The following is a 24,892-nucleotide window of genomic DNA, read 5'->3' as shown; positions in this document are numbered from 1 at the left end:
TTTTTAAAATTACCTTGCCTTTCAACCCCTTCACCATAGATTTACCCGTTCGGGAAATAATCCCGGACGTAATAGAACACCTTGCCGCCCGTAACACGCTGATTGTACAGGCGCCGCCGGGAGCCGGTAAAAGTACCTTGTTGCCGCTGGCTTTGCTAAACGAACCCTGGCTGGCTAACCAGAAAATAATTATGCTGGAGCCCCGGCGTTTAGCGGCCCGCACCATTGCCGAGCGCATGAGTTTTTTGCTCGGCGAAGAACTGGGGCAAACGGTAGGCTACCGCATCCGCTTCGAGAACCGCACATCCGCGCAAACCCGCATAGAGGTAGTAACCGAAGGCATTTTAACCCGCATGCTGCACTCCAATAATGCTCTGGCCGGAGTAGGGCTGGTAATATTCGATGAATTTCACGAGCGCAGTATCCACGCCGATGTAGCCATGGCTCTGAGCCGCGAAGCCCAGCGCACCCGCCGGCCCGATTTGCGATTGCTCGTGATGTCGGCCACGCTGGATATGCCCTCGCTGTCGGGTTTACTGAACGCCCCGGTGGTGCAAAGCGAGGGGCGGCAATACCCCGTAGAAATTATTTACACCGGCGACCTGGACGAATCGCTGCTGCCCGACCTGACCGCCCGCACCGTGCAGCGCGCCCTCCGCGAAAAAGCCGGCGATGTGCTGGTGTTTCTGCCCGGCGAAGGCGACATTAAAAAAGTAGAAGGCCTGCTGCGCCGCCAGCTTTCCCGCGAAATTGTTATTCATCCGTTGTTTGGCATGCTGCCGCCCAACAAGCAATACGCTGCCATTATGCCCGACCGCAACGGCCGCCGCAAAGTGGTGCTGGCGACCTCTATTGCCGAAACCAGTTTAACCATTGAGGGCGTGTCTGTGGTGGTAGATTGCGGTTACGGCAAAACCAGTCGCTTCGACCCCAACTCCGGCTTGTCGCGATTGGAAACCGTGCAAATCAGCAAAGACGCCGCCGACCAGCGCGCCGGCCGGGCCGGTAGGTTAGGCCCCGGTACCGCGTACCGCCTCTGGACCGAAGCCACCCACGCCCGCCTCGCGCCGCACCGTACCCCCGAAATCCTGGAAGCTGACCTGGCCTCGCTGGTGCTGGACATGGCATCGTGGGGCATTATCGATATAAACCAGCTTACCTGGCTTAGTCCGCCGCCCAAAGCCGCCTTGCTGCAAGCCACCGAAACCCTGCACCAGCTCAATGCCCTGGAGCACGGCCGCATAACCGAACACGGCCGCAAAATGCACGCGCTGCCCACGCACCCGCGCATTGCCCACATGCTGTTAGCCGCCGAGGAAAGTGACCAACTAACTTTAGCTACCGATATTGCCGCCATCCTGGAAGAGCGCGACCCGCTGCCCCGCGATGCCGGCATTGATATAAATCTACGGATTGAAGCTTTGAGCCGCTACCGCCAGGAAAACGTAGGCGGCAAAGGCCTGAAGAAAATAGAAAAAATAGCCACCCAGTACCGCCGGATGTTCGAAATAACACCCGATAACGGAGCTGTAGACCCTTACGAAACGGGCGTGCTGCTGGCGTATTGCTACCCCGAGCGCATTGCCTGCGCCCGCCCCGGCAACAACGCGCAGTTCCAGCTGGCTAACGGCAAATACGCCCAGGCCGGTCACCGCGACGACCTGGCCCACGATCCCTGGCTGGCCGTAGCCAAACTGGATGCCCGCCAAGGCATGGGTAAAATATTCCTAGCATCGCCGCTCAACCCCAAAGATTTGGCCCCACTCGTAAAAAAGCAGGAAACCATTACCTGGGACACCACCGACGGCGAACTCACCGCTTCCTCGGATTTACGCATCGGCTCCATTGTGCTGCAACGCAAACCTTTACCTACGCCCGACGACAAACACCGTCCCGCCGCTATTTCAGATGCCCTGAAACGCGAAGGCGAGGAACTGCTAAACTTTTCGGAAGCCGTAAACCAATGGCAAAACCGCGTACTCAGTCTCCGCAAATGGCGCCCCCAGGAATCCTGGCCTGACGTGAGCACGCCTACCTTGCTGGCTACGAATGGGGAGTGGATTAAACCGTATTTAGTAAATGTGGAAGTGCCGGAGGATTTATTTCAGATAGATTTATTGTTGATTTTAGCCGGTTTTTTAGATGCGGAGTTGCAGGCGCGGTTAAATAGTTTAGCTCCCGCCGAAATTACTTTACCCGATGGTTCAACCATGGAACTGGAATATTTTGCCAACGGTGCCCCGCCCGTTTTAGAAATCCGGTTACAGGATGTATTAAGTTGGCACGAGCAACCACTAATAGACGAAGGAGAGATGTCCGTAGAGCTGCACTTACTTACGCCGGATTTAAAGCCATTAGTAGTTGTATCAGACTTAAGTAAATTCTGGCGGGAAGAGTATCCAAGTTTGAAAATTATGTTAAATGAAAAATTCCCTAAGGTAAATTGGCTGCTTAGGTAAATAAGTACCTGGACAAAATTAATTATTCATTTTCACTCGCACCTTTAATAGGAAAACAACCACTCCTCCTACATTAGGAGGGTGGCTTTTTCCCTAACTCATCCTTTATCATTTAATTCGTCTCTTTCCTTAGTTATCTTAATAGCTGTTTAACAATTATAAATTTAATAATATAAAAAAAGTAAAAAAGTTGCCTAAGGTGGTGTCCTCACTATCTTAAAGGAGCTTGCAACCAATTAATTGTTGCGGAAATAACCCTATAATGGATAAACTTATAAAAGGCGAAACAGCTTCTTATTTAAAATTTACATGAAACGATTACTCATTGCTTTTTTATGCTTTTGCTCTCTGTCAAGTGGTGCCCAGAATCTTAGCCTAAAGCAGTTATTAAAATTCCAGCGAATGCAACAAAATGAAATAACGGAAAAGCTTCATAAAAAAGGCTGGTTGTTCATGATAAATAATGCTCCCACAGCCGACTTCATGGGAAAGGCAGTGTGGGCTTATAATCCGGTAGAGGTAGGAAATATGGAGAAAGGAGCGGAGGCTTGGTGTGTTCTCTACTACTTACCTAAAAGTTCATCCCGAATATTATATAATTACTTTAACCTAAAAGCTTTAACCCGAATACATAAAAAGATTAAGCGATATAAAATGAGTAGAATAGAAACCGGAAATGAATTAAAAGGAGTAAGTTCCCTTTCATCTTACACAGATTACGCTAATAATACTTTCGTTTTTAGCCTAATGACTTACGACACCCCTATCCGGTTCGGTATTAAAATTTTCGACAAGGAAGATTTTATGAAGGCAAAAGAAAATAACCAGTTATAGTTGCTTCAACTACCAGAATAGGTTACACAAATAAATGGCGCTGAGTATAACTTCCAGACATAAAGCCGGGAGCTAAAGTTGTACGCGTAAAGATAGTGGCGGCTATTCTATATAAAACAAGTTATTATCGGATAAAGCCTGCATGATATTTATAAATGTTAGCTCCTAAATGTTTCACCGCTTCTTCTGTCTCTTTGGTTAAATTGCCAAAAACATCTAAACGGGTAATAGGTGCAACCGCCAGGAGTTCAGGTAACATTGGCCCAACATTGGCAAAATGAGCTAACACTGCCTCTGAACTTTTAAACGACTCTACCAAATACGCTTTAGTTTCGTCCTGGTTAAAGTAAATCTGAAAAGCGTTGGTGTCTGGCTCATGGTTTTGAATAGCTTCCCGGAAGGAATCAATAATTTTCCTGAACGCCTCCATTTTACCTTCCGCAATTGTAAGCTCCACGGTATATTGCACTTGATTACTCATATCGATTCGTTTTAGGGTTTTATAAATAATACACTTGAATATTTTTAATGAAATCTGTAACAAGAAGTTAAAGAAGCACTTCCGGTTGTCTGCTAAACAATAAGGAAAGTTTTTTACTATTTCTATTTATTAAAATACCCTTCAACCAACAATTTTAAAATGCGGCCTATGCGGGCGCATGTTAGTTTATTTGAGCAAGTTATGCAATACTGATAATTCAGTATTTTTAGGCAGGTAGGGTAAAATTGTACCAGCTTCAATTACAGTTTTTATCGAAATATTTATCAGTTACTCTTTGCGCAAAATGGAAATAAAAATCAAAGGAAAATGCTGCAGAAAGTGTAATTTTGATGATAGTTACCCGCGATTGTGTTACCAGAAAGCTAAAAGTTGAAAGTTTGTATTGCCGAAAAGCCCAGTGTTGCCCGCGAAATAGCGCAGGTAATTGGCGCTAAAAGTAAAAAGGATGGTTATTTTGAAGGGAATGGTTACCAGGTAACCTGGACCTTCGGGCATTTTTGCCAGTTACGCGAACCCGAAGATTACCGCCCCGAATGGAAGCGCTGGAGCATCCACGAACTGCCCATGATACCGGAAAATTTTGGCATTAAATTACTGCAAAACAAAGGCGTGGAGCAACAATTTAAAGTTATAAAAAAACTGCTCGAAACGGCTACTCTGGTTATTAATTGCGGCGATGCGGGCCAGGAGGGGGAAGTAATTCAACGTTGGGTACTTACCGAAGCCAAGTACCGGAAACCATTTAAACGCCTCTGGATTTCGTCGCTCACCGAAGAAGCGATCCGGCAGGGTTTTCAAAATTTAAAAGAAGGTTCGGAGTTTGATTTGCTTTACCAGGCGGGTAAAAGCCGGGCCATCGGCGATTGGCTGCTGGGCATGAATGCTACCCGTTTGTTTACAATTAAGTACGCGCAGGGCCGGCAATTACTATCTTTGGGGCGGGTGCAAACGCCTACCCTGGCCATGATTGTTAACCGGTACCACGAAATTCAGAATTTTAAGCCGGAGCCTTTCTGGGAATTAAAAACCATTTACCGCGAAACAATTTTTGCCAGCACGGCCGGAAAATTTTTGCAGGAAGAAAAAGGGCAGGTTATTCTGGAAGCAATAAAGCAGGAAGAACTAACCATTACCGACATTGAAACGAAAAAAGCCGTTGAGAGTCCGCCCCGCTTGTTCGATTTAACTTCGTTGCAGATTGAGTGCAACAATAAAATGGGTTTATCGGCAGACGAAACCTTGAAAACGGTACAAAGTTTATACGAGAAAAAAGTAGTTACCTATCCGCGCGTAGATACCACTTTTTTACCCGACGATATGTACCCCAAAATTCCAGGTATTCTGCAAGGCTTATCGGCTTACCGGACTTTAACGGAACCTTTGTTGCAAGCCAAAATCCGGAAAACCGCCAAAGTATTTAACAATAACAAAGTTACCGACCACCACGCTATTATTCCAACGGGAGCCGCCGCCAATAATTTATATGGCCCCGAAGCCGGTGTGTACGATAGCATTGTGAAACGTTTTCTGGCTGCTTTTTACCCGGATTGTATTGTGAGCAACACTACGGTAACCGGCGAGGCCGCCAAACATACTTTCCGGGCCAAAGGCCGGCAAATTTTAGAGCCGGGCTGGAGGGTAATATACGGCAAAGAAGAAGAAACGAAGAAAACGCCCACCGAGGCCAACTCCGAAGAAAAAGAAGAAGAAAATGCCGTACTACCTACCTTTGTAAAAGGGGAACATGGACCGCACCAACCTATGCTGGATCGAAAAATGACCAGTCCGCCCAAGGAATATACCGAGGCTACCTTGTTGCGCACCATGGAAACCGCCGGTAAACAAATAGAAGACGAAGAACTAAAAGAAGTACTAAAAGAAAATGGCATTGGCCGGCCTTCTACCCGGGCCGCTATTATCGAAACGCTGTTCAAAAGGGAATATATCCGGAAGGATAAAAAGAAGATTTTACCCACCCAAATGGGTATCGACCTGATTGGAGTTATTAAAAACCCTACTTTAAAATCACCGGAGTTAACCGGGCAATGGGAAAAAAAATTGCGCCAGATTGAGAATGGGGATTTTTCGCCGGCGGCTTTCTTAACCGAATTAAAAAATTTAGTAGATGAAATGGTGCGGGAGGTAAAAAGCGACCGTACCGTAATGGCCATTGAGCCAAAACCCGTTTCCACTCCCGAAACTACTACAAAACCAAGCGCCAGCAAATCCACCGAAAATAAAGTAAAAACCAAAGCAACTAAGGAGAATACACCGGGCTTTGGTCTTTGTCCGGCCTGTAAAACGGGGCATATATTAAAAGGGAGCCAGGCTTACGGCTGTTCCCGCTGGAAAGATGGGTGTTCTTTTCGGTTACCCCTTACGTTCGGGGAAAAAGAAATTCCGGCTAAAGCTATTCAAACCTTATTAGCGAAAGGTAAAAGTCCGGTTTTGAAAGGATTTGTTATACCAGATCAGGCTGGTAAAACTGATGTCTATTTAATTCTGGATGATAATTTAAGTTTAAAAGCACTACCAACAGATAAAAAGCCGGCTACTGACCCATTCGAAAAATGCCCGAAATGCCGAATAGGTAAAGTTTTAAAAGGTAATTCGGCATATGGTTGCAGTCGGTTCCGGGAAGGTTGCTCGTTTTTAGTGCCATTTGCCATTGCGGGTAAAACTCTATCGGAGAAAAATGTGGTGGATATTTTACTTAAAGGTAAAACCCCCAAGCTAAAAGGATTTGTGTCGCCTAAAACCGGAAATAAATTTGAGGCTGTATTGAAGCTTAACGAAGAAGGTAAAGTAATATTTAAGTTTGATTGAAGTTCGGAATTATTGTTAAAAATAATTTAAACAAGTTAAGTATTCTTTGGTTTACGCTTCAGAAAAGGCGAATAACTTTCTCTTTTGTTTTTGTTGCTTATGCATAAGGCCACCTTTACTATTCTATCGTAAATGGTTCCTCTAGCTAATTTGTTTAGTGGTTAGCGGTTGCGGAAAATTTAATTTTTGCCCAAATTAGTTTCTGGCTAATTCTATTTATTAGCACCCCCGCAAGTAAAATGGTAAGGGAATAATACGCTTTTACCGGTATTAAAAAGGTAAAAGCCTGCCTAATAGCAGGAACTTATAATCTGGCCGTACTAAGTGTAATAACCAATAAATCTTTAAAGCCCTCAGATATACTATAGCTGACCATTCGAGTAAAATTAAAATTCTGATTTAAGCCAATACGGGAATATCTAATAAGCAGCATTATGCGTATGTCCATTTAGTAATTTTACGCCACGTAAATACATGAACTTATTTAAAGTAGTATGCAGCCATTGGGTAAATACCTGGTTTTCCTGGGTTTAATAATTGTTGGCTTAGGACTGCTGTTGTGGCTGGCGGGCAATAAACTTAGTTGGTTCGGCCATTTGCCGGGCGATATCCGGATTGAAAAGCCTAATTTTAAATTTTACGCACCACTCACCAGTATGATTTTAGTAAGTATTTTGCTGAGTTTAGTAATGTGGCTTATCCGGCGGTTCTTTTAGATAAAAGCAAGTGTTTGTTCGGCGAAAAAATTCGTGAAGCCGGTGAAATCATTAACTTTTGTTCAAGACTAATTTCGTGCAAGCGCTAATTAGTAAATATTTCTTAATTGCTAATGCTTTTATTAATAACAAACTGGAATAAAGTAAATAGGATTTTTCTATAAGGCAGAATACCTATAATGCCTAAAGTTAAGTAAACATAAAACGTACTATTTCATTAATAATCAGATTTTAAAGATACATCCGACTAATTCTACAAAACCTATGGTATTCAGAGGTACGCGCCTTTTATTTATATTTAGTATATTCTTTTTGTTCCTATCCTGCGACCGGCAAAAAGTTAAAGAATCGGGGGAGGTTACTACTCCAGAGCAACAATTCACCGAGGTAAAAGCAGCTTTGCTGGAGAAAATCTGGCGCCTAAACCCGGAATGGGCCACATCGGTGGGATACCACAAATACGACAGCGAACTGGTAATTCCTACTCCTGAACGCCTGGAAAATGAAGTAGCTTCTTATCGGTCCATGCTCAACGATTTGCATAAAATTAACCGCACCAACTTATCGTTGAATAATCAAACCGATTACCAAATGCTCGAGGATTTTTTTAATGGCCGCATTTGGTACGCTACCGTTCTAAAACCAGCCGAATGGAACCCGGCCGATTATAATATAGGGGGAGGAGTGGCCGAAATTTTAAATGGCCGGTACGATAGTTTAACTAACCGGCTGCGGAGTATTTCATTAAAAATAGAACACGTAGTACCCTATTACGAAGCAGCTAAAAATAATATTAAAAAGCCTACGCTGGAGCATACGCAATTAGCCATTTTGCAAAACAAAGGCGCTTTAACCGTGTTCGATGAACTGGCTGATTCAATAAAAGTTGCCCGATTAAAACCTTTCGAAAAAGACTTTCTACAATCGCGGATTGCCACTGCCAAAACCGAAATTAACAGCTATATCAGCTTTCTGCAAAATGATATTCTACCAACCGTCCGGAAAGGTCAGGGACGAAGTTTTAGAATCGGAAAAGAACTTTTTTCGCAAAAATTCAAGTATGACATTCAATCGGGCTATTCCGCTGAACAGGTTTATCAAAAAGCTTTGCAACATAAAGATTACCTGCACCGCGAAATGCTGGCTCTTACGCAAAAATTATGGCCCGTTTATTTTCCGGATGAACCGTTAACGCCGGGTTTACCGGGCGTTAAACAATTATTAGGTAAACTGGCCGAACAATACGTGCGCCGCGATTCTTTTTTAATCGCCATTAAAACGCAAATTCCGCAACTGGTTGCCTTTGTAAACGCTAAAAAATTATTAACCCAGGATCCAACCAAGCCCTTAGTAGTGCGCCCTACCCCGGAATACATGCGCGGAATAGCCGGAGCTTCTATTTCGGCTCCCGGACCTTACGATAAAAGTGCCAATACCTACTACAATGTAACCCCTTTAACGCATTACAATGCCGCCGAAGCAGAGAGTTATTTACGCGAATACAATAAATATCAATTACAGATTTTAAATATTCACGAAGCCATTCCGGGACATTACACTCAACTTATTTACGCCAATAAATCGCCTTCTATTATAAAAGCAGTTTTAGGTAATGGTGCCATGGTAGAAGGTTGGGCCGTTTACTCGGAGCGCATGATGCTGGAACAAGGCTACGGCAATAATGCGCCGGAAATGTGGCTTACCTGGTACAAATGGAACATGCGCGTGACCCTGAATGCGATTATCGATTACAGCATCCACGTTTTAGGAATGACGGAAAAAGAAGCTTTAGCCTTACTTGTGAACGAAGGTTTTCAGGAAGAAGCGGAAGCGCGTGAAAAATGGAAACGGGCAACTCTTTCGCAAGTTCAATTATCCAGCTACTTTACCGGTTACACCGAGATTTATGACTTACGGGAAGAAATGAAGAAAAAGCAAGGCAAAGATTTTAATTTAAAGAAGTTTCACGAACAATTTTTAAGTTACGGAAGCTCTCCGGTACGCTTCATCCGGACTTTAATGCTTAAAAATGAGAATTAAATAGCTAAGAATTATAAATCTGGTAACTAAATAATGATACTTTACGAGTAGCCGAAGAACTTACTTTTTTAACATTTACTAAATGCAAGAGGTAATTTCTGCGGCAGTTCTGGTCCTATGTTTTTTATACTTTCTAAAATTTTATACTACGTAGCTTTACCCGTAGTTTGGCTGGTAGTACTTTTATTATTTGCTTTATTTACCAAACGGGGCCGTTACCGGCGTTTAGCTGTAAGATTGGCGGCTATTGTGGTGCTTTTTTTTACGAATCCATTTATAATTAACGAAGCTTTCCTGCTCTGGGAATTGCCGCCAAAACGCCTGACCGAAATACCCGTTTCGGATGCGGGTATTTTACTAACCGGAATTACTTCGTTAGAGAAATCGCCACATGACCGGGTATACATAGAGCGCGGAGCCGACCGGGTTTTGCATACCTTATGGCTATACAAAACAAAAAAAATAAAAAAAATAATTATTTCCGGTGGTACCGGCAGTATTAAGACGATTTATACCACGGAAGCCGCCGAATTAAAGAAGATTTTACTTTTAGCCGGCGTACCGGCAACAGATATTCTGCTGGAAGATAAAAGCCAGAATACCCGCGAAAACGCCCTTTTTACCTCACGTTTACTCCAACAAAGGCCGGATATCCATTCCTTAATTTTAATTACCTCTGCCTTTCACATGCGGCGGGCCGAAGGTTGTTTTAAAGAAGCCGGCGTAAATGCCATAAGTTTTCCGGCTGACTTTTATTCTAAAGATCGCAGTTTCTTCCCAAATAGTTTAATTATTCCTTCCGCCGAAGCCTTTGCCAACTGGCACCTCCTCATTCACGAATTATTAGGTTTTATTACTTATACTATTTTAGGATATTGCTAAAACCCAAAATGGAATCGTGTATTTTTATAAGAACACACCTGTATCTTTTAATAAAAAAGTTAACTCTATAACTAATTTTATATATTAATTTTTTAATATACGTATAAACAATTAAATTGCAGAGTTGATAAAGAAAACAGTTCTTTAAAAAAAATGAATAAATGATAAATGAATTCCTGCATTAGTTTGTTGTACTAATTATATATCAGGAAGAAAAAGTATCTGTTTTGGATATTTTAATATTGACTAATTCTTTCATTTGTAGGCGGTTAATTATATAACTTGTTTTAACGAGCCCTTGTATTTTAGATGTCCGTATTTATTCTTAAATTATATGCGAAGAATAGGAATGAAATGAAGCTAACCTAATATTTAATAATTTAAACATCCCTTTTATGAACCTAATTAGACCCTCATCCTCTAATCATAATCTTAAAGTAAGAGCAGTAGGGGTACTTCTTTTTTTATTATCTTTTATTCCACGTATTAGCTCTTATGCTCAAACAAATCCGGTACTATTCAGAGACGATTTTAACCGTTCCGAATTAGGAGATAATTGGAGTATAGCCAATGGCTGGTCTATCCGGTCGGGCTATGCGTATAATTCAATTGATGGTAGCGGGGGTACTTTATCTACAGCAGAAAAGTTTTCGGCTCCTTCTTTTATATTAGAAACCACGAGCAAAGGATATACCGTAAATTACCAGCGCGAATTCCGGATTGTTTTCGGCCAGAATAGCCAGGATGTAGATAGTGCTTTCGCTTACGTTGTAAGTTATACTCCTTATGCAGGCGGGCAATTAACTTTATCCCGCGCCGAAGGTAACTTTTATTATACCCAATCCTTAGATGAAGTAAGTATTTACCCTGATCTGGAAACATCCCGGTGGTATAAATTTAAAATTGCCCGCTACAAAAGTGGCCTTATTCAGGTATATTTAGATAGAGGCAGAGGTTATCCCAGTATTCCTACCTTAGAGGCTATTGATACTACTTATCCGCAATTGGGCCATTTTGGCTGGCAAATAGATACCCAAACCGCCGCCGAAGATTTTTTTGTTGATTGGATTGAAGCCCGCCAACCGGATGTAGAAAAACCAGCTGAAAGAGAAAAACCCGCTCAGGATGATTTAGTAACGCAGGTCTCGGCAGCCAGTAACCGTTCGTATTCGGTAGCTAAGTTAAACCCAGGTGAAAAATCGTATTCCGATCAGTTATTTTCAATTACTTCAATTCCAGAATACTTAAAAGGGGCTTCTTTTATTCAGTCGTCGAGTGCCGATAAGCAAGATACCAGCCGTACTTTTTTAACTATGTTTTTGAAAAAACCGGTAGTACTATACGTTGCCTACGATCCTAAAGCTACCCGATTGCCAGCCTGGTTGAGCGATTGGACAAAAACCGGTGATATTATAGAAACTGATGATCCGGCAAACAGCTATCTGAATGTGTACAGTAAATTAGTAGAGTTCCCGTATATCTATCCGGATCCTTTTTTGTTAGGGGGTAACCTCACTCCACCCGCCGCGGGGGCGCAATCGAATTACTTGGTGATAGCGGTAGAAAAACCAGCCATTGCGAAATACGAAGCCGAATTTGCTACCATAAAAGGAGGGCAAGTTGACATTAATCATTTAGGATATAGCGGTACCGGTTTTGTGAACTATATCAACCCAAACGATGATTACGTTGAATGGACTGTTAAAATACAAACCCCGGGATTATACAATGTGGGTTTAAATTATTCGAATGGCCGGGAAGCTAACCGGGCATTGCATTTTTCAGTGGATGGTGTCGGATTTGCCACCCATGCCTTTACTACTACTTATAGCTGGGATACCTGGTCTTTTTACGGGGGAAATAATATTTTTCTGTCGCAGGGTACCCATACTATCCGGGCTTCGGCCATTGGTCAAAGTGGGCCTAACGTCGATTATTTATCTCTTTCTTATGTATCGGCAGCCAAGGAAATTTCCCGCGGAAGATCAGCAATTGCCGGGCTTTCTAACAATAATACGGAAAATAGTAACATGGCTATTAAAAAGCATTATGCTTATCCGAATCCTTTTGCGAACAGCACTACCATTACGTACACTTTAAGCGAAGATGTACCCGTACATTTGGCGGTTTATTCTTTACAAGGGCAGCAATTGAAAGTTCTGGTAAATGAAAAACAAAAAGCCGGTACGCACGAAGTTCATTTCGATGGTGCCTCTTTGGCCAAAGGTGTGTATCTGTACCGCCTACAAACGGGCAAACAAAATACTTTTAGTAAAATAGTGAAACAATAAGTACTGCAACGAAATTAGTAGAGGCTATTATTTGTAGTATAATGTTGATTATTAGAGATTTACTAAATAAGCAACGAGCAACTAATAACAAACAACTACTAGAATATTTTCATAAAAAAGAGCGGCAGTTATATAACTGCCGCTCTTTTTTATGAAAATATTCTAGGCTACCCAAACGGTTTTCTGGTTCACAAACTCCCGGATGCCTACATACGACAATTCGCGGCCATAGCCGGATTTTTTAATACCCCCAAAGGGTAGAGCCGGATGTGACTGGACTATTCCGTTAATAAATACTGCCCCTGATTCTATTTGGCGGGCTAGTTTCCGGGCTTCCTGCACATTGCACGACCAGATAGAAGCTCCTAAACCATAGCGACTTTCATTTGCTACTTTAATAGCTTCTTCAGCATTTTTTACTACGAAAATACAGGCTACGGGTCCAAATATTTCTTCCTCGTGAGCGGGCGTTCCCGGTTGAATATCCGTTAACATCATCGGGTGAAAATAGGCGCTTGTTTCATCGGGTCGACCACCTTCCAGAAGGATTTTTGCCCCTTTTGCCACCGATTCATCTACTTGCTTTTGCACCGAAGCCGCCAGGTCTTGCCGGGCCAGAGGGCCGTAATCCGTGGTTTCGTCTAAAGTATCACCGGTTTTAAGTGCCTGCAAGTAATGTTTCATGCGGTTAATAAATTTAGGAGCAATTTTTTCTTCGATAATAAACCGTTTGGCTGCAATGCAACTTTGACCCGTATTAATCATGCGGGCTTTGGCTGCCATTTCAGCCGTTTCTTCCAGGTTAGCATCGGCTAGTACAATAAAAGCATCGCTGCCTCCTAGCTCCATTACTGTTTTTTTAATTTGGCTACCAGCCAAAGCTGCTACACTAGCCCCGGCACCTTCGCTGCCCGTAAGCGTTACAGCTTTAATGCGGTCATCTTTTATTAAAGTTTCTACTGCCTCCGACTCAACTAAGGCCGTGGTGAATACTCCCTCCGGAAAACCAGCTTTTCTAAAAACTTCTTCAATGGCCAAAGCGCATTGGGGTACATTAGATGCGTGTTTCAGCAAGCCCACATTACCCGCCATTAAACTAGGTGCCGCAAACCGGAAAACCTGCCAGAAAGGAAAATTCCAGGGCATTACCGCCAGAATAATGCCCAGTGGCTCGTAGGAAATGTAGCTTACAGATGCATCAGAGTGAATATCTTCGTCCTTTAAATATGTTTCGGCGTGCTCCGCGTAAAATTCGCAGCAAAGGGCACATTTATTTATTTCACCTTTTGATTCGCGGATGGGTTTACCCATTTCCAGGGTAATAATTTCGGCGTAATGGTTTACATTATCTTTAAGCTCCTGCGCGGCACGCCGCATTAAGTCGGCGCGTTCGGTAAAAAGGGTTTTTCGCCAACTTCCAAAAGCCAAATCAGCGCGATTTAGTGAATTTTCTAATTCGTCGGGTGAATGAGGAGTGAAGTTTTTAATTACTTTGTTTGTTGCCGGATTTAAAGATTGTATGGCCATAAGTTAATTACTTGTTACACTTAAACAATCAAAATACTCCTAAAAGCTATTAATAGTTTAACTCTATTTTATTCTGCCTTTTTTACAGATTACTTGCTAAAATTAAGAATAATGCTGTTTAAACGGTATTCAAAAATTTTGATTAAGTAAATTAAAAAAAAGTAAAACAAAATAGTGTAAAACCAGTTTGAATAAATAATTTTCAAGTTTATTATGTGTATGTTTGAAAAGGTTTTCTGATCTACAGTAAATCCAAAACTAAATTTTAGAATTGTCACCAAATCAGCCAATAGCTACTTCAGAAGAAGAATTAGTTGCCCGATTACGGGTGCCGGAAGATGCCGCTGTTGGGCAGTTATACGATATGTATTCACCTGCCTTATATGGGGTTATTTTACGGATTGTAAAAGATACTGAAGTTGCCGAAGATGTGCTGCAGGAGTGTTTCGTAAAAATATGGTCTTCTTTTTCTTCGTACGATGCCAGCAAAGGTAAACTGTTTACTTGGTTAATTAATATTGCCAGAAATTTAGCAATTGATAAAATCCGATCCCGGCAGTATCGCGTAGGTTCTAAAACACAAGCTTTAGAAAAAAGTCAAATTCAATATACCGCTGATAGTAGTGGTTTTCGGCCAGAGCATATCGGTTTAAAAGAACTGACGGAGAAACTTAATCCCGATCAGAAGAAAGTGATTGATATGATGTATTTCGACGGGTTTACGCAAAGTGAGGTGGCCGAAGAATTAGAAATTCCGCTCGGCACGGTTAAAACCCGGGCAAGGGCCGCTATAAAAGCTTTAGGAAAATTTTTGAAATAAGTACATAAATAAATTGGATATTCAGGAATACATAGCATCTGGGGTTTTAGAATTATACGCTACCGGGCTTTTACCGCCCGCCGAAAGGTTAGAAGTAGATCGTATGTCAGCTCTTTACCCACAAGTACAAGCGGAGCTACAAGCAATATCTGATTCTTTAGATTCCTACGCGCAATTGCACGCCGTAGAACCACCCGCTCATTTAAAAGAAAAAGTTTTACGTGCTATTATTACAACTGCACCTATCGGGAACACTGTTGCCGAAATTACTCCTGAACCAGAAGGTAAGCAAATTTCCTTTCCAGTTGACTCGCCATTGGATGAATCTTCTGCGGCACCAGGGTATAGTTGGTGGGCCATTGCCGCCACCGTTTTACTTTTAGTTAGTGCTGGTTTTAATTTTTACTTTTTTACGAACTGGCAACGTTCCGAAAATCAGTACCAACTGGCTTTAGCTTCTCAGAACAGATATGCCCAGCAAGTTCAGCAAGTAAATAATAAACTACAATTAACCACCGAGGAGCTACAATTTTTAACGCATAACAAAACACAAAGAGTAGATTTAAAAGGAGTACAAAAATCTCCGTCTTCCTCGGTGTTGGTTTATTGGAATACCAAAACAAAAGGTGTTTTACTAAAAGTAGCAGATTTACCAGTACCTCCTCCTAAACGGCAGTATCAATTATGGGCGTTGGAAAACGGTAAACCCATTGATGCGGGTATGCTAGACCTTAGCGATTCAACGGCGGTTCAGCACATGAAAACCATTGCCAATGCCCAGGCTTTTGCCATTACCTTGGAACCAGAAGGAGGGAGCCAAAACCCAACTTTGCAGGAAATGTACGTAATGGGTCAGATTTAAAAATTGTGTATTAAATGGAAGCTTAATTGCCAGCTGATATATTTGCTGCATGTTTTCTATTCCTAAATTTTATCGGTTCAAAAGCAACTTTATAAAGTTCTTTCTCTTTGTTATTGTTAGTTTTATAGGGGGTATATTGGCTTGTTCGAGCCGGAATGGAGTAGCAGGACCCGGAAATTATACGCAGTATTTTAATGTAAATTGGGCGCAGCAAAAATTCTGGGACGATGGCTTAGCCGAAGTAGCCACCTACCAGGCTCAAAGAATTGTTTACAATAGAGCCCGGCAGTTTGATTATACTTTAATTACGGTTAAAGAAGATTTTAATAAAGCGTTTAACGTTAAAACTGATGATTATAAACGCAGTGATCTTTTTCCGGTAATAAAAGTAAACGAGTTTGCCCGGATTCCCACTGAAAATTATCCTTATCATTATCTAACGTCCTTATTTTTTAAGCGCGAGAACCCGGTTACAGTACATAAACTTACCAGTTCGTCGCAGGAGTGGTGCGGCAATACGTTTAAAGCTATTACGCAAAAGGGCAATTCTTTTACCTACCAATTTAATTCTTACTGGGATAATCAAGGAACCGGTGAATTGTCTTTGAAAGAACTTGCTTTATTTGAAGACCAGTTACCTTATACCTTGCGCAGTTTAAAATTTAAAGAAAACCTAACTTTTAAAGCGCCGGTTTATGAGTTACAGCAAACGTCTAAAGCTTTGCCCCCGACTTTATTCCAAGCTACATTTTCTATTAGCCAGGGCTCCACTGAAGAATTTCCGGGAGGTGCCTGGCTGGTAACGGTGCAATTTGCCCCGGATAAGCAAAGTCAGTATTGGTTTAGTAAAAAATATCCGAATGCCTTGTTGCGGCAAAGATCCTACGATGGCCGAACATTAGAATTAAAAAATATTCAACGCTTCGCTTATTGGCAGCATTAATTTTCGGATAATAGTTTGCCAGTTCTAATTAATTAGGCAAAAGTATCAGGATATTAGTTATTAGACTTTTTTAAGGTTCAGAAACTGAATGTCAATATTAGGAGACAATAGTCTCGTCCTCAGCATCATGTTTAGTAAATTCATCTGGTCTTGTTACTTATTTTCTATTTCTAGTTTTACTCTTTAAGCTAAATTTTTCCAGGAGATAACTGTTAACTTGCAACCTGCAACTTGTAATTACAAAGTATGAACACGCATTTTAAACCCGAGACTCTACAGTATATTACCGACCTCAAAAATAATAATGATCGAAATTGGTTTCAGGAAAATAAAGAGCGTTATGACTTGGCCCGACAGGATTTTTTACTGTTTGTAGGCGAATGGATAAAAGGAGTAGCTGCTTTCGACGAAAGTGTTACGGACCAAAAAGCAAGTGAAATTGTTTTCCGGATTTACCGCGATGTGCGGTTTTCCAACGATAAGCGACCTTACAAAGATCATTTTGGCGCGTACTTAGCCCCTGGTGGTCGTAAATCTGTTTATCCCGGTTACTATTTTCATTTCAGTTCGGGTAATCAGTCATTTATAGGGGGAGGATTATGGATGCCACCCGCTCCTCATTTGAAAGCGGTGCGTCAGGAAATAGATTATAATTTTCAGGAGTTCTCCGAAATTGTGCATAGTCCGGAATTTACTAAAAGTTTTGGGCAGGAATTAGCCGGCGAAAAATTAAAATCCTCGCCAAAAGGCTACGATGCCACCAATCCGGCTTTAGATTACCTGAAGTATAAGAGTTGGGTAGCCACTCATTCCCTCACCGACGAACAGTTACTACAACCCGATTTATTAAAAAACTGCCTGGGAATAGCAAAAGCTTTAATGCCTTTAAAGGATTTTTTACTGCGCCCAATGCTGGAAATAAGCAGCGATTCAGAAAGAGGGTAAATATTAAAATTAATGAATGGATGAAGTAATAAGCTTCCGGTTTTTTACTATTTCCCAGATTAACCAACCATAAACCACAATATATTCCAGGGCAATTACATATAAATTTTCTTGGTAAAGTTGAGTTTGATAAGCTGCATAGGAGAATACAGCTATTCCTGACCAAACCAGGGCATACCGGAAAGGCGTAAAAACACTAAGGGCAACCAAGGTGGTTAAATACCACGGATGTACAGTAGTAGCCAAAAACAGGTAAATACTTAGTGCCAGGAGGAAGTAGGTAAGTAAATTTTGATTGAACCTATTACGGTTCTGGTAAGCTGCCGCCATTATAGTAACGAAAGTAGCTAAAGATAGAAACGGGCCTAGAACCCCAATGGTATTATACCCCAATACAAGGGAACCAAGCCAACGAAAAACGTAATATACGCTGGCATTAAATTCAAATTTCTGGAAGTATAAATTAAGGCTTTGCCCAATATTCTGAAATAATGCTTGCGATAAAAAAGGCAAGAATAATAAGCATAAAGTAAATCCGGTTGCGCTGGCAAATACTAAAAATTTCTTCCAACCCAAATGTGCTAATAGAAAAGGCATAAAAATTAAGGGTATCATTTTTACTCCTATGGCTAACCCCAAAATGGCTCCGGATAAAAGAAGTTTGTGCCGCTTTAGTAAATAGATACTGCCCAACAAGCCGCAAATAAGCAGTGCTTCGAAGTGAAGGTTACCGGTTAGTTCTACTATTACTAAAGGATTAAAAGCGTACCAGGCCACCCGACTAACCGGTATATGGTAGTGTTGTAAAAGCTTAATTAGGAAAACAATAGAGGCTGCTTCGGCCATTAAAATAATAAACCGCATACTTAGCACCATTCCCCAATTACTTTCCGGTGCTATCCAGGCGCTAAAGGCAAATACAAATTGGCTAACAGGCGGGTAAACAGAATAGTAATGCGGGGAGTTAAGGTGTTTAAATAATTCTAGATTGATGCCGGGTATTGGCGTTGGAAGGGTTTGGTAATAGGAAGGTAAATGTAAGAACGGGTTTTCGCCGGCCACCCTTAACCGTCCGTCCCAAATAAACCGGAAATAATCATCGGACAAACTTGGCCATGAAAACATTAACACAAGCCGAAGAAATATTGCTGCCGGAATTATAAGTTTTAAAGATAAACGCTGTTGCAATAAAAGTATGTAGGCCGCAAAGCTCAGGGCAAAAAGAAAAATTAATTGAATAAAATTGGATCGCTCGGTATAGTAGCCCAACCCAACATATGTTATTGCCGATACGAACAACAATATACTAGCTTTCAAGATTGAATTAGGCTTCATGGAGAGTTAACGACTGTGTTTAAGCGTTAAAAAAAATACGCCTCCAAAGCCCAGCATTAACATGGTATAAAAGGGGAGTAGGCCATAGTCCCGGAAGTAGAATGCTAAAATAATTCCCGCAAGAAAATACAAGGCAAGCAAACCTTCTAAAATAGTAAGTAAGTTGATAGAAGCCGTTTGATAGGCATTATTTTGCCAGGAATCAGCGGGAGTACGCAGATTAAATTTGGGCGTACGAACAAACGGAGTTTTGATACCTAAGTAGCCTTCCAGCACCGCTAAGGCATTATGCAGCGATAAACCCAATGAAAAAGTAAGAAACCAGAGAAAACGCGGGAAAAAAGTAAATATAGAAACTGACCGGTTTTTAGAAGTTTGCCGGTAGGCAGTCCAGTAAAACAAAACCAAGCCCACCAGACTAATTAAAAATAAACTACCCGATTTAAACAAATAAAAATAGGGTGTCCAATGTTCGCGGATAAGTAGGAGGGGTAAGCTTAGAACGGCTGATAGAAAAACGCAAACAAAAATGCTGCTGTTACCTAAATGAAAAATAGCGTGTACTTTCGTTAATAACGGTTGATCGGAGCGTAATACTTTTCCGAGATTTTTACGGGCCGTTTCGGCGGCGCCTTTGGTCCAGCGAAATTGCTGCGACTTTACGGCGGGCATGGTAGCGGGTAATTCGGCGGGTGCGGTAACTTGTTCTAAATAACGGAACTCCCAATTCCGCAGTTGAGCCCGATAACTTAAATCTAAATCTTCGGTAAGCGTATCGGCTTGCCACCCGCCGGCATCCTGAATGCAGGTTTTTCGCCAAATGCCACCGGTACCGTTAAAATTTATAAAAAAATGACCGCAACTCCGTCCGGTTTGTTCAATGGTAAAATGGGCATTTAAGCCAAATGCTTGCAACTTGGTTAATAAGGAATAATGGCTGTTTAAATGTTCCCACCGGGTTTGTACTACCCCAACGCGCGGGTGGTTGAACTGGCGAAGCGTTTGGTGCAAAAAATCAGGTTCGGGTAAAAAATCTGCATCAAAAATAGCGATAAATTCACCAGTAGCAGTTGTTAAACCATATTGTAAAGCCCCAGCTTTAAAACCAGTTCGCGATGGACGTTTTACATGCGTTATATCTAATCCTTTGGCTTGGTAATGAGCAACTTTGGCCGCGATAAGCGTTACTGTTTCATCATCCGAATCGTCGAGTACCTGAATTTGAAGTTTATTCGCAGGATAATTAAAAGCGGCCACGGCATCTATTAAACGTTCCACCACGTAACGTTCGTTGTAAATAGGCAATTGTATGGTTACACGAGGAAGCTCCTCTGGAGTTAATAGCAAAGAAGGGTTTATAGGTCGATGCTTTGTGGCTTGGCAACGCAGGTAAAGATAAGTTAGATGCACTTGTATCAGGCTGTAGCAAAATATAAAACTCAGGCACAACCCATACACCAGCACTAATAGCAAAGCCAAAATCGTCATCACCTACAAATATCGGAAAATGGTAGCAATAATTTTATAACCGGCCATAACCGTACCTTTCACCGTACCCGAAATTTTAGAAAAACCAATCCGTTTCCGGTATCTGACCGGAACTTCTACGCTGCGTAGTTTTAGCTTAGCTGCTTTTAATTGCATTTCCACAGTCCAGCCATAGGTACGGTCCTGCATATTTAATTTAAGTAAAGCCTCGGTACGAATCGCACGAAATGGTCCCAAGTCGGTAAAATGGGCATTATAAAATAAACGTAATAGAGTAGTAGCTAGCCAATTGCCAAAAATCTGTTGCGGCAGCATGGCTCCTTTCTCTCTTTGGCCCAGTGCCCGGGAGCCAATAACCAGGTCAGCCCGGTTTTCTAAAATAGGTTGAATCAACAAAGGCATTTCTTCCGGATAGTCCGAGAAATCGCCATCAATAAATACAATAATTTCGGGTTGTTCGGCAGGCAATTTAGTAAGTGCGTACTCCATGCCGGTGAGGCAAGCGTTGCCGTAACCTGGTTCCGAAGCAAATAAAACAGTAGGGCCCGCGGCTTTTGCTACTACTGCTGTATTATCGGTTGAATTATTATTGACTACTATTATTTCTGAAATAAGAGCAGGCGGAATAGCCTGAATTACCTGAGCAATTGATTTTTCTTCGTTGTACGCGGGAATAATAACGTGAATAAGGGGCATGCGGGTAGTAATAAACCGCCGTAAAGATGAACAAATTAACTCAACTCTGAAACCGTATCTCCATTTCTTGGTTATATAACTTTAAAAATTGAGGCGGGTAGTATTTGCTACTCCCATTATAGGTTTATTTAATTTTACAATTATGCTGAATCCTGGAACACCAGCTCCTGACTTTGAACTAAAAAATTCGCAAGGCGAATCTTTTTCCTTATCCGATTTACAAAACAAGAAGAACGTAGTATTGTATTTTTATCCTAAAAACGATACCCGCGGTTGCACGGCCGAAGCCTGCTCTTTTCGGGATCAATTCGAGATTTTTCAGGAACATGGTGCTGAAGTAATTGGCGTTTCTTCCGATGATTTAGCGTCTCACCAAAAATTTTCAACTAAATACCAATTACCTTTTACTTTGTTAAGTGACCCTGCTGGTAAAGTGGCTAAAATGTACGGGGTACCTAAAACGCTGGGCTTAATTCCGGGCCGGGCTACGTTTGTTATTGATAAATCCGGAACAATTCAATATGCATTTAATTCCCAGTTAAAACCGTTGGAACACGTACATAATGCTTTAAGAATTTTGCAGCAACTTTCTTCGGACAATACCTGATACAATCAGATTATTTAAGTTTGAATGAATTGGTGGAAGAGGGGAGAGCTGCTTTCTATTTAGACTTTTACGGATGGTTTTAACTTGAAAGAATATTTTTATTCTTCTTGTAAGATTTACAATTTAAAGGTGTAATATAGTCACTTTATTTTGGGCTGAATTTAAATATGAATGTACTTACTGGTTTTAACAATTAAGTTTTAAAATATATCTACTAATTCGTATGTCTTTAATAATTCAGAGGCGAAAGCTGGTTTTATTAATTTTTATTTTAGTAGTTTCTCTGGTTAAAAAGGCTTGGTCGCAAACGCCGGCCATCCCGGAAGTTCTGGATGCGGAACTAACAGGTTATACTTATCCCTGCCCGGTCCATTTTTTAAACTTAAAAATTGAAAATCAAGCCTGCCGGATGGCTTATATGGATGCCGTTCCGGAAAAATTTAATGCTTCGCGTCCCGCCATTGTACTGTTGCACGGTAAAAATTTTTTAGGCGCTTATTGGCGACAGACCATTAAATTTTTAAATAAACAAGGGTACCGGGTAATTGTGCCCGACCAAATTGGTTTCGGAAAATCTTCTAAACCCTCTCTCCACTACAGTTTTCACCAGCTTGCTACTAATACCCGGCAATTATTAGATACTTTAGGCGTAACAAAAGCCATTGTAATTGGGCATTCTATGGGCGGAATGTTGGCTACCCGGTTTGCGCTCATGTATCCGGAAGTAGTTACTAAATTGATTCTGGAAAATCCGATTGGGTTAGAAGATTACCGACCAATTGTGCCTTTTACTACTTTAGACGCTGCTTATCAGAAAGAAGTAAAAACCTCAGAAGAATCTATCCGGAATTATTTTAAAACTTATTTCCCGGAGTGGAAACCGGAATACGACGAATGGGTAAAAATACCCGCCGCCCAAACCCACAGTAAAGATTACCCGGAAGTAGCTTTTGCCTCGGCCCAAACTTACGATATGATATACCAGCAGCCCATTATTTACGAATTAGAGCAACTGCAAATGCCTACGTTATTAATTATTGGACAAACCGATCGAACGGTAGTGGGTAAGGCCAACATTAAAGACAAAACCGTATTGGCCAAAGCCGGAAATTATCCTACTTTGGGGAGAAAAGCCGTAAACCAAATTAGAACCAGTAAATTAGTGGGCTTACCAGGAATAGGCCACATTCCGCATTTACAAGACCCGGATGCTTTCCATAAAGCCGTTACGAATTTTTTAAGGTAACTAGGTATAAAGTAGAAAACCGCATTTAAATCAAGTATTTTAACTATTTAGTTAAGAAAAATTTACTAAATAGTTACCAATAAATAACTACTACCTTATAACCTACTTCCTTAACTTAAAATCCGTAGACTTTCCGGTGAAATAAGGGCAGTTGGCTGGTAACGATTTTCACGGGGGCCGTTCTCTAAGTTTAAAACGCCCCGCGGACAAACAGTGGCGCACATACCACAACCCACGCACGAAGCCCGGATAATTGGTTGACCTTGCTGCGCATACCAACGTACATCAATTCCCATTTCGCAGTAAGTAGAGCAATTACCGCACGAAATACATTGGCCGCCATTAGTTGTTATCCGGAAACGGGAAAAATGTTTTTGTAAAATACCCAGGTACGCTGCCATTGGGCAACCAAAGCGGCACCAAACGCGTGAGCCCATAATTGGGTAAAAACCTACGCCAATTACGCCCGAAAAGATAGATCCAATGAAAAAACCGTAGGTTTGCGAAAACTCATTTGATAAACGACCCAGTAAGCCCCCACCCATAAGGGAGTTAATCCATAGCAACAGCGTAGTAAGAACAATAAAGCCCAGAATAGGATAAATTATAGCTACTTCCCAGCGCCAGGCAGCCCGGGATTTATCTGATAAATGCCGGTACGGATCGCCCGCTGTTTCGGCCAATCCTCCGCAGCCACACACCCAACTGCAATACCAGCGTTTCCCAAAAAAGTAAGTGAGTATAGGTACGCCAATTAAAGAAATTATGGCTGTCCAGAAAAAAAAGAATACTCCTAAAGCTCCTGGCGTTTTAATTAAATAACCTACCGTACCCGGAAACAAATAATCGTATTTAAGCGGCCAAAAGTAAGATAAATAAAACTCCGGCTGGTTTAACTGAACTAAGAAATACGGAATTAAGTAAGCCAGCACTAACTGGAAAAACATTACAGATAAGGTGCGGATAATCTGGTAAGGACTATGACGATATTTTAATAATGCCCGTACTCCCATAATCAGAACGGCCAACGTGTAAAAGGTGCCGTATAAAAACCACCGGTCGGCCGCATTGCCGCGCAACCAGTAACTTAGTGGATTTATACTGCGAATAAGGCCATTCATTAAATCGGGCCACCAGTATAATACCACGTAAAAACCCGTTAAAAATATTCCGGTAACCCAAGCTATTGCGCCACGACTAGTGGAGCCGCGCAACCAGATTCCATTATTTCTGATACCCGGATGATTCTTGAAATAGGTGCGCAGGAAATAAACAAGCAAAGATGTTAAACCCACTAAAATCCCGGAGAACATTAAATTCCTCTCGCCGGCAGCTTGAAAGCCACTTAAAAAAATTAATAACAAACCTAAGCCAAACCCGCTTAAAGCTACTTTTTGCAGCCAATCAGTTTCATCCGGAAACTGAATTGCCGTAGTGGTTTTACCGTTTAATGCCATGCGTCAAAAATAAGCAGAATTGGAGATTAATGATGGTGGTGATGACCGTGGTGATCATCGGGTTTTGTATTATAGTTAATAATTGCTCCTACAATAAAAACTCCTACCCAACAAACATATAAAGCATTATAACTGGCAATATGTTTATCGGTTAGCAATAAAATAATATGGGCAGCGAAAGTCATTATCAGCCCAACTACAGCTATAAATTGATAGGAGTTCATCTCCCGGAAATTATATAATTTACTTGCTTTCATGTTTCTGAATTTAAATGAAACGATTTAAGAAGGAATATTTGTAAAATTAAAACAGGGATTCACCCCCAATAGTTGTTAGTAACAAGGTAATCTGATTCTGTATCATACGAAAGAAATAACCGGAATTAAGTTTTATTCACAAATTTTTGTTAGCAGAAA

The 24,892-nt window shown here is 41.5% G+C and carries 20 protein-coding genes; 13 read left to right on the top strand and 7 right to left on the bottom strand.

Annotated elements, in window-relative coordinates; genetic code table 11:
- Nucleotides 1–14 precede the first annotated feature (14 nt).
- Both hrpB and HUW48_RS12645 read left to right on the top strand, forming a co-directional pair.
- Nucleotides 15–2,459: an ATP-dependent helicase HrpB gene (gene hrpB / locus HUW48_RS12650; RefSeq protein ID WP_182416014.1), complete on the top strand. Its 2,445-nt coding sequence runs from the start codon at nt 15–17 to the stop codon at nt 2,457–2,459.
- 402 nt (nt 2,460–2,861) lie between these two features.
- Complete coding sequence (locus HUW48_RS12645; protein WP_182416013.1) at nt 2,862–3,293, top strand: hypothetical protein; 432 nt, start codon at nt 2,862–2,864, stop codon at nt 3,291–3,293.
- Between the two features lie 124 nt (nt 3,294–3,417).
- Here HUW48_RS12645 and HUW48_RS12640 read toward each other — a convergent pair whose 3' ends face one another.
- A complete protein-coding gene (locus tag HUW48_RS12640; RefSeq protein WP_182416012.1) occupies nt 3,418–3,774 on the bottom strand; it encodes a putative quinol monooxygenase in 357 nt (118 codons plus the stop codon).
- A gap of 390 nt (nt 3,775–4,164) precedes the next feature.
- Between HUW48_RS12640 and HUW48_RS12635 the strand changes: the two genes are divergently transcribed.
- The 5 genes from HUW48_RS12635 (at nt 4,165) to HUW48_RS12615 (ending at nt 12,550) form a co-directional block, all read left to right on the top strand.
- Complete coding sequence (locus tag HUW48_RS12635) at nt 4,165–6,621, top strand: type IA DNA topoisomerase (RefSeq protein ID WP_182416011.1); 2,457 nt, start codon at nt 4,165–4,167, stop codon at nt 6,619–6,621.
- Nucleotides 6,622–7,115: 494 nt separating this feature from the next.
- Nucleotides 7,116–7,337: a DUF2905 domain-containing protein gene (locus tag HUW48_RS12630; protein WP_182416010.1), complete on the top strand. Its 222-nt coding sequence runs from the start codon at nt 7,116–7,118 to the stop codon at nt 7,335–7,337.
- Nucleotides 7,338–7,601: 264 nt separating this feature from the next.
- Nucleotides 7,602–9,377 carry a DUF885 domain-containing protein gene (locus HUW48_RS12625; protein ID WP_182416009.1) on the top strand — a complete coding sequence of 592 codons (1,776 nt, stop codon included), beginning with the start codon at nt 7,602–7,604 and terminating at the stop codon, nt 9,375–9,377.
- A 117-nt stretch (nt 9,378–9,494) separates the two neighbouring features.
- A complete protein-coding gene (locus HUW48_RS12620) occupies nt 9,495–10,259 on the top strand; it encodes a YdcF family protein (protein WP_182416008.1) in 765 nt (254 codons plus the stop codon).
- Between the two features lie 395 nt (nt 10,260–10,654).
- A complete protein-coding gene (locus tag HUW48_RS12615; protein WP_182416007.1) occupies nt 10,655–12,550 on the top strand; it encodes a T9SS type A sorting domain-containing protein in 1,896 nt (631 codons plus the stop codon).
- Between the two features lie 162 nt (nt 12,551–12,712).
- Here HUW48_RS12615 and HUW48_RS12610 read toward each other — a convergent pair whose 3' ends face one another.
- On the bottom strand, nt 12,713–14,077 hold the full coding sequence (locus tag HUW48_RS12610; RefSeq protein ID WP_182416006.1) for an NAD-dependent succinate-semialdehyde dehydrogenase: 1,365 nt from the start codon (nt 14,075–14,077) through the stop codon (nt 12,713–12,715).
- A gap of 271 nt (nt 14,078–14,348) precedes the next feature.
- On the opposite strand from HUW48_RS12610, the gene HUW48_RS12605 reads away from it, so the two are divergent.
- From HUW48_RS12605 to HUW48_RS12590, 4 genes are all read left to right on the top strand, one after another.
- Entirely contained in the window at nt 14,349–14,897 is a 549-nt protein-coding gene (locus HUW48_RS12605) for an RNA polymerase sigma factor (RefSeq protein ID WP_182416005.1), read from the top strand.
- A gap of 13 nt (nt 14,898–14,910) precedes the next feature.
- Nucleotides 14,911–15,759 (top strand): anti-sigma factor, encoded by an 849-nt coding sequence (locus HUW48_RS12600; RefSeq protein ID WP_182416004.1) that lies wholly within the window; start codon nt 14,911–14,913, stop codon nt 15,757–15,759.
- A gap of 49 nt (nt 15,760–15,808) precedes the next feature.
- Complete coding sequence (locus tag HUW48_RS12595) at nt 15,809–16,702, top strand: hypothetical protein (protein WP_182416003.1); 894 nt, start codon at nt 15,809–15,811, stop codon at nt 16,700–16,702.
- 246 nt (nt 16,703–16,948) lie between these two features.
- Nucleotides 16,949–17,647 carry a DUF2461 domain-containing protein gene (locus tag HUW48_RS12590; protein ID WP_182416002.1) on the top strand — a complete coding sequence of 233 codons (699 nt, stop codon included), beginning with the start codon at nt 16,949–16,951 and terminating at the stop codon, nt 17,645–17,647.
- 9 nt (nt 17,648–17,656) lie between these two features.
- On the opposite strand, the gene HUW48_RS12585 is transcribed toward HUW48_RS12590, so the two are convergent.
- From HUW48_RS12585 to HUW48_RS12575, 3 genes are read right to left on the bottom strand one after another with little or no spacing between them, the layout of a single operon-like run.
- The gene (locus HUW48_RS12585; protein ID WP_182416001.1) at nt 17,657–18,982 is read right to left on the bottom strand and encodes a glycosyltransferase family 87 protein; all 1,326 of its coding nucleotides are present in this window, start codon (nt 18,980–18,982) and stop codon (nt 17,657–17,659) included.
- A 6-nt stretch (nt 18,983–18,988) separates the two neighbouring features.
- Complete coding sequence (locus HUW48_RS12580) at nt 18,989–20,470, bottom strand: cellulose synthase family protein (protein WP_182416000.1); 1,482 nt, start codon at nt 20,468–20,470, stop codon at nt 18,989–18,991.
- A gap of 3 nt (nt 20,471–20,473) precedes the next feature.
- The gene (locus tag HUW48_RS12575; RefSeq protein WP_182415999.1) at nt 20,474–21,166 is read right to left on the bottom strand and encodes a glycosyltransferase family 2 protein; all 693 of its coding nucleotides are present in this window, start codon (nt 21,164–21,166) and stop codon (nt 20,474–20,476) included.
- A 142-nt stretch (nt 21,167–21,308) separates the two neighbouring features.
- On the opposite strand from HUW48_RS12575, the gene HUW48_RS12570 reads away from it, so the two are divergent.
- Nucleotides 21,309–21,773 carry a peroxiredoxin gene (locus HUW48_RS12570; protein ID WP_182415998.1) on the top strand — a complete coding sequence of 155 codons (465 nt, stop codon included), beginning with the start codon at nt 21,309–21,311 and terminating at the stop codon, nt 21,771–21,773.
- Between the two features lie 223 nt (nt 21,774–21,996).
- A complete protein-coding gene (locus tag HUW48_RS12565) occupies nt 21,997–23,019 on the top strand; it encodes an alpha/beta fold hydrolase (RefSeq protein ID WP_182415997.1) in 1,023 nt (340 codons plus the stop codon).
- A 110-nt stretch (nt 23,020–23,129) separates the two neighbouring features.
- Here HUW48_RS12565 and HUW48_RS12560 read toward each other — a convergent pair whose 3' ends face one another.
- Together HUW48_RS12560 and HUW48_RS12555 are read right to left on the bottom strand one after the other, a co-directional pair.
- Nucleotides 23,130–24,476, bottom strand: coding sequence for a 4Fe-4S binding protein (locus tag HUW48_RS12560; RefSeq protein ID WP_182415996.1), 1,347 nt, complete (start codon nt 24,474–24,476; stop codon nt 23,130–23,132).
- 26 nt (nt 24,477–24,502) lie between these two features.
- Nucleotides 24,503–24,733: a hypothetical protein gene (locus tag HUW48_RS12555; RefSeq protein ID WP_182415995.1), complete on the bottom strand. Its 231-nt coding sequence runs from the start codon at nt 24,731–24,733 to the stop codon at nt 24,503–24,505.
- Nucleotides 24,734–24,892: the final 159 nt, after the last annotated feature.

The sequence above is a fragment of the Adhaeribacter radiodurans genome (genome assembly GCF_014075995.1).
Classification (GTDB): Bacteria; Bacteroidota; Bacteroidia; order Cytophagales; family Hymenobacteraceae; genus Adhaeribacter; species Adhaeribacter radiodurans.
This window is presented reverse-complemented; position numbering and strand designations above follow the sequence as displayed.

Coding starts and splice junctions, on each gene's coding strand:
- HUW48_RS12645 (WP_182416013.1), top strand. CDS start 2,862: ATGCAACAAAATGAAATAACGGAAAAGCTTCATAAAAAAGGCTGGTTG.
- HUW48_RS12640 (WP_182416012.1), bottom strand. CDS start 3,774: ATGAGTAATCAAGTGCAATATACCGTGGAGCTTACAATTGCGGAAGGT.
- HUW48_RS12630 (WP_182416010.1), top strand. CDS start 7,116: ATGCAGCCATTGGGTAAATACCTGGTTTTCCTGGGTTTAATAATTGTT.
- HUW48_RS12625 (WP_182416009.1), top strand. CDS start 7,602: ATGGTATTCAGAGGTACGCGCCTTTTATTTATATTTAGTATATTCTTT.
- HUW48_RS12620 (WP_182416008.1), top strand. CDS start 9,495: ATGTTTTTTATACTTTCTAAAATTTTATACTACGTAGCTTTACCCGTA.
- HUW48_RS12615 (WP_182416007.1), top strand. CDS start 10,655: ATGAACCTAATTAGACCCTCATCCTCTAATCATAATCTTAAAGTAAGA.
- HUW48_RS12610 (WP_182416006.1), bottom strand. CDS start 14,077: ATGGCCATACAATCTTTAAATCCGGCAACAAACAAAGTAATTAAAAAC.
- HUW48_RS12595 (WP_182416003.1), top strand. CDS start 15,809: ATGTTTTCTATTCCTAAATTTTATCGGTTCAAAAGCAACTTTATAAAG.
- HUW48_RS12590 (WP_182416002.1), top strand. CDS start 16,949: ATGAACACGCATTTTAAACCCGAGACTCTACAGTATATTACCGACCTC.
- HUW48_RS12585 (WP_182416001.1), bottom strand. CDS start 18,982: ATGAAGCCTAATTCAATCTTGAAAGCTAGTATATTGTTGTTCGTATCG.
- HUW48_RS12580 (WP_182416000.1), bottom strand. CDS start 20,470: ATGACGATTTTGGCTTTGCTATTAGTGCTGGTGTATGGGTTGTGCCTG.
- HUW48_RS12575 (WP_182415999.1), bottom strand. CDS start 21,166: ATGCCCCTTATTCACGTTATTATTCCCGCGTACAACGAAGAAAAATCA.
- HUW48_RS12570 (WP_182415998.1), top strand. CDS start 21,309: ATGCTGAATCCTGGAACACCAGCTCCTGACTTTGAACTAAAAAATTCG.
- HUW48_RS12565 (WP_182415997.1), top strand. CDS start 21,997: ATGTCTTTAATAATTCAGAGGCGAAAGCTGGTTTTATTAATTTTTATT.
- HUW48_RS12560 (WP_182415996.1), bottom strand. CDS start 24,476: ATGGCATTAAACGGTAAAACCACTACGGCAATTCAGTTTCCGGATGAA.
- HUW48_RS12555 (WP_182415995.1), bottom strand. CDS start 24,733: ATGAAAGCAAGTAAATTATATAATTTCCGGGAGATGAACTCCTATCAA.